The organism is Heliobacterium mobile (genome assembly GCF_009720735.1).
Classification (GTDB): Bacteria; Bacillota; Desulfitobacteriia; order Heliobacteriales; family Heliobacteriaceae; genus Heliobacterium; species Heliobacterium mobile.
Genome location: NZ_WNKU01000105.1, coordinates 1 through 920, shown reverse-complemented (window position 1 = coordinate 920; position 920 = coordinate 1). Strand labels below are relative to the sequence as shown.

The following is a 920-nucleotide window of genomic DNA, read 5'->3' as shown; positions in this document are numbered from 1 at the left end:
GCAGTTATCCGCGCCCTTCTTCGCCTCTCAGCGCCTAGGCATCCACCGTATGCCCTTACTAACTTGACCTTATAATTGCGCTTTACTTTACCTCTGTGCAGTTTTCAAGGAACAAACCTGTCACCGTTCGGAGACAAGTGGTTTGATAAAATTGGTGGAGCTAAGCGGGATCGAACCGCTGACCTCTTGAATGCCATTCAAGCGCTCTCCCAGCTGAGCTATAGCCCCATATAAACCGGATACTTTACGCATCCGGTTTTGCCGGCTTCGCCGGACAATCTGGCAACGACCTACTCTCCCAGGGACCAACGTCCCAAGTACCATCGGCGCAGGAGGGCTTAACTACCGTGTTCGGGATGGGAACGGGTGTGGCCCCTCCGCCATTGCCACCAGATCAGTTTGTAGTTGTTGAGGTCCATCCGGTTCATCACCGGAGTTAGGAGTTTACTATACCTAGTTGAGCTTTTCAACCGGTAAGTTTCTCCAGTCCCTCAAAATCAAACAGTTGTGTCGCATTGCGTGCGTACCATTCCGTCCGGACCTGTCCCATTGAGCTTCATAAAAACCATGAACGGACACTAAATGGTCAGTTCAGCTTATCCATGAAGCTTGTTGGGAGGTCTCCGTCCGGTTCGACCTCGACATCTCACTGCGTAGAGGGTTCATCCTTCACTAGAAAAACTAGCAGGGTTCATCCTCTACCGTGACGAGTCTCCATAGAAAGGAGGTGATCCAGCCGCACCTTCCGATACGGCTACCTTGTTACGACTTCACCCCAATCATCGACCCCACCTTCGGCGGCTGGCTCCATATAGGTTACCTCACCGACTTCGGGTGTTGCCGACTTTCGTGGTGTGACGGGCGGTGTGTACAAGGCCCGGGAACGTATTCACCGCGGTATGCTGACCCGCGATTACTAG

1 tRNA gene and 2 rRNA genes are annotated in these 920 nt (G+C 52.7%); all 3 read right to left on the bottom strand.

Annotation, left to right across the window (positions count from 1 at the left end):
* Nucleotides 1–152: 152 nt before the first annotated feature.
* Nucleotides 153–228, bottom strand: a tRNA-Ala gene (locus tag GJ688_RS19920).
* A 49-nt stretch (nucleotides 229–277) separates the two neighbouring features.
* Nucleotides 278–394, bottom strand: a 5S ribosomal RNA gene (gene rrf, locus GJ688_RS19915).
* 326 nt (nucleotides 395–720) lie between these two features.
* Nucleotides 721–920 (bottom strand): 16S ribosomal RNA (locus tag GJ688_RS19910); the annotation flags it as partial.